This window comes from Halomonas alkalisoli (assembly GCF_021412585.1).
In the GTDB taxonomy this organism is placed as follows: domain Bacteria; phylum Pseudomonadota; class Gammaproteobacteria; order Pseudomonadales; family Halomonadaceae; genus Halomonas; species Halomonas alkalisoli.
In genome coordinates this window covers 1-8,258 of record NZ_JAKCMI010000014.1, presented here as the reverse complement: position 1 = coordinate 8,258, position 8,258 = coordinate 1, and the positions used below count along the sequence as shown (strand labels likewise).

Below are 8,258 nucleotides of genomic sequence, written 5' to 3'. Positions count from 1 at the left end.
ATCTGTTCGGTGACCATGCTCGACATGGTCGAGCGAAGGACAGGTTTTGGACCTGCATGTAGCTTCATCATGGCGTGCTCCTCATCATCATAATAATCTCAATCACTTGTCATCATGACGCCACTTCATTTTTGCATCCATATGCGCCTCCAGGCCTTGACCGATCAGGGTGACACTCAGCGCGGTAATGAAGATCGCCAGACCGGGAATCAACACCAGGGCCGGGGCACGATCCAGGTAGGGCAGCGCCTCCGCGAGCATCGCGGCCCAATCCGTGTCGGGCGGCTGCACCCCGAGCCCCAGGAAGGAGAGGCTTCCCACCGTGATCAACTTGTGGCCGAATCGCAGGAACGCAATCGTGGCAAGCGGCCTCAGGACATTGGGAATCACGTGGTACACGATAATGAAGGTACGTGAGCAACCGAGTATCTCCGCTGCCCGGATATAATCCTTGGAGTTGATCTCCAGGGCCAACCCGCGCGTCATGCGGGCAAACGGCGTCCAGCCGGTCAGGGTGAGCGCCAGGATCAGCGTGCCATAACCCGGCCCCAGGATGGCGACCAGGAACAGGGCCACCAGCACATCCGGAAACGAGATCATCAGATCCACGAGGCGCATCAGGAATTCGTCCACGGCGCCGCCGACCCGGGCACTGATCACGCCCAGCAAGGTTCCAACGACGGCCGAAATCACCAGGGTGATGGCCGTAATGGAGACCGAGAACTGGCCGCCGTAGAGCAGACGGCTGAAGACGTCCCGGCCCAGATGATCGAGCCCCAGCCAGTGCTCTGCACTGGGGCCCGAGAAGCGACCCGAGAGAGTCATGCTCGAAGGATCATGCGGAGCCAGCCAGGGCGTGAGAAGCAACAGGGCGATCACCGTGGCAAACACGATGCTGGCCAGCAGCAGCGTACGGTTGTGCCGGGAGAGGTGGACGAGGAAGGACCACGCCAAGTGGACGTTGCCCATTCTGGACCTCAGGCCCTGCACACCTCCCGGGGACATGGGGGTATCAAGCTGCGGCATTGTCGAACCTCACTACCGGGTTGAGTACGGTGTAGGCCAAGTCCGTGAGCGTATTGATCAGCACGGCAAAGGTGACGATAGCGACCAGACCTGCCTGAAGGACCGGAAGGTCGCCATTGACGATCGCCGTATAGACCAACCGCCCCATGCCGGGCACTGCGAAGATCACCTCGATGACGACCGCACCGCCCAGCAACCCGGCCATCCACATGGAGAACAGCGTGATCACGGGCAGCAGGGCATTGCGCAGGCCATGGGCGATCAGCGTGCGCCGGACGCTCAGGCCGCGGCTGTGCGCCGCCACGATATGAGGTGAATTAAGGACATCGACCATTGATGCCCGCATGACCTGGGTGAAATAGCCCATGGGACGCAGCGACAGGGCCAGGGCCGGCAGGATCACCGACTCCGGCCCCCGCCAACCTGCCGACGGCAACCATCCCAGATAGAGGGCGAAGACCAGGATACTCATGGGGGCGAGCCAGTATTCGGGTACCGCCACAAACGCCTGGCTAAGCGATTTGACCGTCGTGTCGAAAGAACCGCCTTGCCGCAGGGCAGCGATGCTGCCGACAGGAACAGCCACCGCGAAAGCGAAGCCCAGAGCAGAAAGGGTCAGGACGATGGATACCTTGAGCGCCGACCAGACCTGCTCGATGACCGGCTCACGACTCATGTACGAATTGCCAAAATCTCCGGTCACAGCTTTGCCCAGCCAGTCCAGATACTGCACCAGCAGCGGCTTGTGCATTCCCAATTCGATGCGCAGCGCCTCGATGGCGGCCGCATCCAGATCCAGGCGACCGAAGCGCGCCCTGGCCAGTGCCCGTACCGGATCCGTGTCTCCTATGTAGGGAATCAGGAAGACCAGAAACGATACGACCAGCAGCGCCAGTGCAAGCACCGCGAGTCGGCGCAATATGAAAATAGGCATTCTGTCAGCCCTCTCCAATGATCGAATGAACCCCGCACTTCAGCGCGGCACAGTGGTTCGGGAAACGCCGATATGCTGTGCTCGCCAGCGTTTCCCTCCAGGAGTGTCATTACTGGGAGTTGAGCTTCAGGTCCTTGTGCAAGGCGGTGCGCTCGTAGGCATGCACCTGATAGTTCTCTACGTTCCTGGCGACCGCCTCGCTGATGGTCTCGTGGATCAGGAACACATTCACCGCCTCCTCCTGCAAGCGTGCCGCGAGATCCTGGTAGATGACGTTACGCTCCTCAGGGTCCACCATGCCGCTCGCTCGTTCCAACTGGGCATCCACTTCCGGATCGCAAAACCCGGCTAGATTGTAACCACCGTCACAACTGTAGTCCGCGACCAGCACGCCGGCCGGATCCCCCACATCGGTCAGGTAACCTCGCGACATCAAAACCATGTCGAAATCACCCGCAAGCAGCTGTGGTTCGATAGCGCCATATTCCGAGACTCGAATATTCACTCTTATCCCCAACTGCTGGAGCTGGAACTGAATGACGGCGGCGAGGTCGGCCAGCACCGGCCGCTCTACATAAGCCAGGAGTTCGAACTGCAACTCACTTGCCGGCACGCCCGATTCCGCCAGCAACTGATGAGCACGCTCCAGGTCCTGAGGCATGGCAGCGGCATTCTCCGGCGCCCAGGGCGTGTTCGGAGAGAACTGGCCCACTGCCGGGTTGACCGAGCCTTCATAGACCGCCTCGGCGATGCCTGTCAGGTCGATGGCGCTCTGGATAGCCTGACGAACCTGCATGTTGTCCAGTGGCGCGGCACGATTGTTGAGATAGAGCGAGGTGGTCCGCGGCGCCTCGATGGTCTTCACTTCCACTCGCTCCGAGCGCTCCAATTGCTCCAACGCTGAGGCCGGCACCTGGCGAGCGATGTGAATCTCGCCGGTTTCCACCATCACGGAACGCACCTGCCCGTCAGGAATGTAGCGCACCTCCGCTTCGGCCAGTTGCACCTCGCCGCCCCAATAGCCGTCGTTGCGCTTGAGCTCCAGGCCCTGGCGGGGAATCTCGCGAACAATCTCGAACGGCCCGGTGCAGTGCCCCACCGGGTTGATGCGATCGTCGACGAATGCCGCTGGTGCGAGGAAGCCGGTTTCAGTACTGGCCAGACGGTTGGGCACGAAGACGTCCGGCTCATTGGTGGTAATACGCACGGCACGCTCACCGGCTGGCTCGACGGAGTCGATCACACCGGGATTGAAGCTTCGCGGCGGAGACGATGCGTTCAACACTCGGTTGAGCGAATCGCTAACCACTTGCGGCGTCAAGGCAGTGCCATCTTGAAATGCCACTCCCTCACGCAACTGGAACTCCCATTCCGTTGGCGACACCTGTTCCCAGGACTCGGCCAGCGCCGGCTTTATCGAGGCGTCGTAGTCCATGTACGTGAGCGATTCCAGGCAGCCGGCCCGCGAGAGTATGTAGGAGTCGATGGTCTCCAGCGCCCAGCCCGACGCCGGGGTGAAGAGCTCGCCGAAGACGACCTTCCCGTCGGGGGCTGCCAAGGCGGAAGCGGATATCGGACCGATCATGGCAGCGACCGCCACTCCTCGAAACAGGGCGGGTGCCGACTTAAAGTAACTTCGAACATTCATAATGGTCTATCCCTCTAGCTAGTTATTGTGCAATACGACATGTAGCGAAGGACTTCGCCGGGGGCGTCCTGCCTCTCTTGTTCTTTTCACAGTGGCCATTGCCGTGGCCAGGCTGACGTTGGCTTCAAGCACACCGAGCACAGCCACATATGGTGATTCAGCATGCTCCAAACTCCTCTGGTGTGCCGTGAAGGTGATGTTTAAGAACCTAGACCTTCCCAGTATGGGAAGGTCAAGGGGCCAATGCCTGGCGCACCTCGATGGCGATGTCTAAAAACCTAGACCTTCCCATACTGGGAAGGTCAAGGAGCCAATGCCCGGCGCACCTCGATGTTGTCCCAACGCCCATCTCGACACCGGAGAGAACGGCTGCCGAAGACGACCTTCGCGCCCTGTCGCCCTCGCATCGCGCTATCAGGCCATCGTCAGGCCTTTCACCCCTGTGCGTTGAAAATATGTTGACGGAAGTATTTTGTAGACGATATGCCCCTCCCTACCCAAGACCGGAGATCGAAGAACGAAAGCCCTCAACCTTCCCAACATGGAAAGGTTTGGGCTTCACGACACTCCCAACACGATATTCCAAGAGGAGCTGGACCAGGCCGGACGACAACATCACCGAGATAAAGCAGGCAAAGGGAAGGAGCCCTGACACCGTCAACTCGTATTCCCGGCCATCGAAGGCATGACCTGCGCCTCCTGCGTGGGTCGGGTTGAGAAGGCGATCCATGAAAACTCAACGAGAAGGCATGCCCATGCACGAGCGCAGCATCGCTGAACAGAGCAGCCCCTTCTGGTGGCAAGCGGCCCCCGTCAAACCTTTGCCACAGCAGCCACTGGCCAGGAAGCTCGACGTGTTGATCGTGGGCGCAGGCTATGCCGGGCTTGCAGCGGGGCTTGCACTGGCACGCGCCGGGCGGTCGGTTGGCGCATTCGATGCCATGAGCCCGGGCGAGGGCGCCTCATCGCGCAACGGTGGGATCGCCAGTGGCAGCATTCACCCGGACTACGCCACGCTCAGCCGACGCTTCGGCAAGGAGAAGGCGCTGACGATCGAGGCGGAAGGCAAGCTCGCCCGCGACTTCCTATACGATTTTATCGAGACCGAGGGGGTCGACTGCGACTTCCAACTCACCGGCCTGTTCCGGAGTGCCATCGGCTATGAGCAGTACGAGGGCATGGCCCGTGGCGCCGAGGCGCTGGCGAAGAGACTGGGGATCGAGTCCGACGCCGTGCCGCATGCCGAGCAGCGCCACTATATCGGCACCGACTTCTACCGCGGCGGCACGGTCAGGAGGGACATCGGCGGACTGGATCCGGCCAAGCTCCACGCCGAGTTGCTACGCGTGGCATTAGCCGCGGGCGTGACGGTCCATTCGAACACCCCCGTGACCTCGATAGAGCGGGACGGCCCCGGATTTCACGTCGTGACCTCGGCCGGAACGGTTCAGGCACGACAGGTCCTGGTCTGCACCAACGGCTATACCGACGGCGCCGTGCCCTTCCTGCGCCGTCGCCTGGTGCCGGTCCACAGCCGGATCATCGCTACCAAAGCGCTCGCCCCCGAGGTGATGGCTCGCCTGATGCCAAAGCGGATGATGATGGGCGAGGGTCTGCAACTGGGCTTCTATTACCGCCCCTCGCCCGATGGCCGGCGCATTCTGCTGGGAGGCCGCGACAGCTCTCGGGTCGGCGACCCGGCGGCACCGACGCTGCGCCTGCGCAAGGGCCTGGTGAAGCGCTTTCCCGAACTGGGAGACGTGCGCCTCTCACACAGCTGGTTCGGCAACGTGGCGATGAACCGCGACATGCTACCCCGCATCTTCGAGAAGGATGGCGTGCTCTACGCCACCGGCTTCTGCGGTTCGGGGGTGGTCTGGGCACCTTGGGTCGGCACGCGCGCAGCCCACAAACTGATGGGACCCAGCAAGCACGCTTATTCGGCCTTCGGCTTCCGGCCGCCGGCCTGCATCCCTTTCTATCGTGGTAATCCGTGGTTCATGCCGGCAGTCATCCAGGGCTATGGCATACAGGACCGAATCGCGATATGGCGCGCCAGCCGATGATCCGGGTCGATGCGCTCTACCGCCTGGCCTAGCCAACCAGGCCTCGAATCGGCGGCAAACCTCAGCACAAGCTGTTAAAAAATCGAGAGGATGTTGTCATGGAAAGCTTTGACCCGAATCGGATAGCAGTGCCAAGGCGATGGTGGTCAGGCCGATGCACTGGGCCGAGAACAGGCGGCGATATCGCCAGTCACGCAGTGGCTCGAACATGATCGGTACCTCTATCCGGATCCCACTGACGCGATGTCTGCACGAGTGGCAGGGGTACTCTCCTGCGAATCGGCGGCGTGGTAGGGGCAGCGGACCTGGTGCCCATCACTGGTTGTGATCAGCTCCGGGAGGCCACGGCTGCACTCTGGCCTCGCAATCGGACAGCGAGGATGGAAACTGCAGCCCGGCGGCGGGGCGAGCGGGCTCGGCGGCTCGCCAAGTGCCATGGTGCACCCATCGAGCCCCTTCTCCTCGAGCATGGACGAATTGATCAACGAGCGGGTATAGGGATGCAACGGATTCTCGAAGAGCTCCTCGCTCTTGGCGACTTCCACGATGCGCCCCAGATACATCACGGCCACTCGCTCGCAGAGATAATGCACCACGCGCAGGTCATGGGAGATGACCAACAGGGTGAGGTTGTAGCGCTTCTTGAGCGATGCCAGGAGATTCAAGATCTGGGATCGCATGGAGGAGTCCAGCGCCGACGTCGGCTCGTCGCACACCAGCACCTGCGGCTCGAGCAGCAGGGCCCGCGCGATCACCACCCGCTGCAACTGACCGCCGGAGCACTGGCTGGGGAAGCGGTCGATGAAGCTCGGATCCAGGCCGACATCGTTCAAGGCCCGGATGATCCGCTGCAGCCTCTCGGGCCGGGTGCCGATCCGGTTCTGGGACAACGGCGCATACAGGCTGCGCCCTACCGTCATGCGAGGATCCAGCGCACTGAACGGATCCTGGAACACCAGTTGAACGGTACGCCGCAGACGCTTGCGCTCGCTCCCCCCGGCCGACGAGACGTCGATACCATCGATATCGATATGGCCCGATGTCAGTGACGACATACCGAGAATCAGCCGAGCCAGCGTGCTCTTGCCGCAGCCCGACTCGCCCACCAGCCCCAGGGATTCGCCCGGCGCCACCGAGAGGCTGATGCCATCAACGGACCGCACCTGCCGACGCTGGCGTAGTAGGCCTCCACGCAACGGATAGTATTTGACGGCATCCGCTATCCGGAGAATCGGCGCCGTGGGGTCGGTTTGTTTCTCAACAGCCTTCATGGTTACCCTCCACGTCGGACTGACAGACCCTGATGGCCTGGGCCTGGATGTCACCTGATGCCCCGACCCAGCACCGCGCGCAGCAGCCGGGGCCATCATGCTCGACCATCGGAGGGGCGACCCGTGAGCAGACTTCAGGGTGCCCCCACTTTTCGGCGACCTGACAGCGCGAACGGAACCGGCACCCCGGAATCTTCGACAGCAGTTCCGGGGGGTTTCCCGGAATGGCATACAGTTCCCCCGACTCATCGGCTTGCAGGAGTGAACAGTGAATCAGCGACTGGGTGTAGGGGTGCTTGGGACTGTGCAGGATCTCGTCAGTCGTGCCCTGCTCCACGATCTCTCCCGAGTACATCACGGCGACCCGGTCAGCAATGGCCGACACAACCGACAGATCATGTGTAATCAGTAGAATGGAAAGATTGTTCTCCCGGCGCTTGCGATCCAGGAGCTGGAGGATCTGCGCCTGAACGGTGACGTCCAGCGCGGTCGTGGGTTCATCGGCGATAAGCAGGTCGGGCTCGGCGCTCAGTGCCGCGGCGATCATCACGCGCTGCGCCATCCCCCCGGACATCTGGTGCGGATAGCACTTCATCCGCTCTTCGGGCTCCGGGATCCCCACGTCGCGGAATAACTGGACGACCCGTTCGTGCTCTTCTTCGGCGGAAAGATGCTGGTGGACATGCAACGCCTCACCGGCCTGGGCACCGACCGTACAGGTCGGATCCAGCATCACGTGTGGCTGCTGAAACAGCATCGCGATCCTGGATCCGCGGAGTTTATTGAAACTGTCCTCGGACAGGGAGAGCACCTCTTCCCCACCAACCCGTACCGATCCCTCGAGAATCGAGATGCCGGAGGGCATCAGGCGCATCAGGCTACGCGCGGTCATGCTCTTGCCAGAACCGGATTCGCCTACCAGGGCCAGGACCTCACCGCGCTGAATCGTCAAGTTTAAATCATTGATGATGGCGCCGACGCCAGGAACACCGACGGTAAGATGTTCGACTTCAAGAACCGGGGCACACACCTCCGGTCGTAACTGATGCTGCATAGTTGTTTGATTGGCAAGCATCCTGAAATCCCTCTGAGTTGTGATTATGCGAGTGATTGTGGCTAGCCACGCCTATTCGACATCTACTATACCGACTCAGCTTTCCCCTATCTGTTTGTGGCGGCCGTTTGCGCCGACATTTGTCTTCCCTTTTCCCAGGCATTGCAGATGGTTTCGACCGGCTCCTGAAGATGCTCGGCCATGGCTTTTTCGAGTTGCTCAGCGTCACCGCTCGCTATCAGGTTCGCCAAGAGCTCAT

The 8,258-nt window shown here is 61.4% G+C and carries 7 protein-coding genes; 2 read left to right on the top strand and 5 right to left on the bottom strand.

From position 1 onward, the window contains the following. Positions 1-102 precede the first annotated feature (102 nt). From LY622_RS03945 to LY622_RS03935, 3 genes are all read right to left on the bottom strand, one after another. Positions 103-969, bottom strand: a complete 867-nt coding sequence (locus LY622_RS03945; RefSeq protein ID WP_234289697.1) for an ABC transporter permease — start codon at positions 967-969, stop codon at positions 103-105. Between the two features lie 43 nt (positions 970-1,012). Next, positions 1,013-1,960, bottom strand: coding sequence for an ABC transporter permease (locus LY622_RS03940; RefSeq protein ID WP_234289696.1), 948 nt, complete (start codon positions 1,958-1,960; stop codon positions 1,013-1,015). Positions 1,961-2,069: 109 nt separating this feature from the next. Further along, positions 2,070-3,545 carry an ABC transporter substrate-binding protein gene (locus tag LY622_RS03935; RefSeq protein ID WP_234289695.1) on the bottom strand — a complete coding sequence of 492 codons (1,476 nt, stop codon included), beginning with the start codon at positions 3,543-3,545 and terminating at the stop codon, positions 2,070-2,072. A gap of 748 nt (positions 3,546-4,293) precedes the next feature. Between LY622_RS03935 and LY622_RS22620 the strand changes: the two genes are divergently transcribed. Both LY622_RS22620 and LY622_RS03930 read left to right on the top strand, forming a co-directional pair. Further along, positions 4,294-4,386: a hypothetical protein gene (locus LY622_RS22620; protein ID WP_369413734.1), complete on the top strand. Its 93-nt coding sequence runs from the start codon at positions 4,294-4,296 to the stop codon at positions 4,384-4,386. Continuing rightward, a complete protein-coding gene (locus LY622_RS03930; protein ID WP_369413733.1) occupies positions 4,358-5,674 on the top strand; it encodes an NAD(P)/FAD-dependent oxidoreductase in 1,317 nt (438 codons plus the stop codon). The genes LY622_RS22620 and LY622_RS03930 overlap by 29 nt, the downstream gene beginning before the upstream one ends. A 221-nt stretch (positions 5,675-5,895) precedes the next feature. Here LY622_RS03930 and LY622_RS03925 read toward each other — a convergent pair whose 3' ends face one another. Together LY622_RS03925 and LY622_RS03920 are read right to left on the bottom strand one after the other, a co-directional pair. Then, the gene (locus LY622_RS03925; RefSeq protein WP_234289693.1) at positions 5,896-6,945 is read right to left on the bottom strand and encodes an oligopeptide/dipeptide ABC transporter ATP-binding protein; all 1,050 of its coding nucleotides are present in this window, start codon (positions 6,943-6,945) and stop codon (positions 5,896-5,898) included. Continuing rightward, positions 6,932-8,020, bottom strand: a complete 1,089-nt coding sequence (locus tag LY622_RS03920; RefSeq protein WP_234289692.1) for an ABC transporter ATP-binding protein — start codon at positions 8,018-8,020, stop codon at positions 6,932-6,934. Before LY622_RS03920 ends, LY622_RS03925 begins: the two co-directional genes overlap by 14 nt. Between the last annotated feature and the right edge of the window lie 238 nt (positions 8,021-8,258).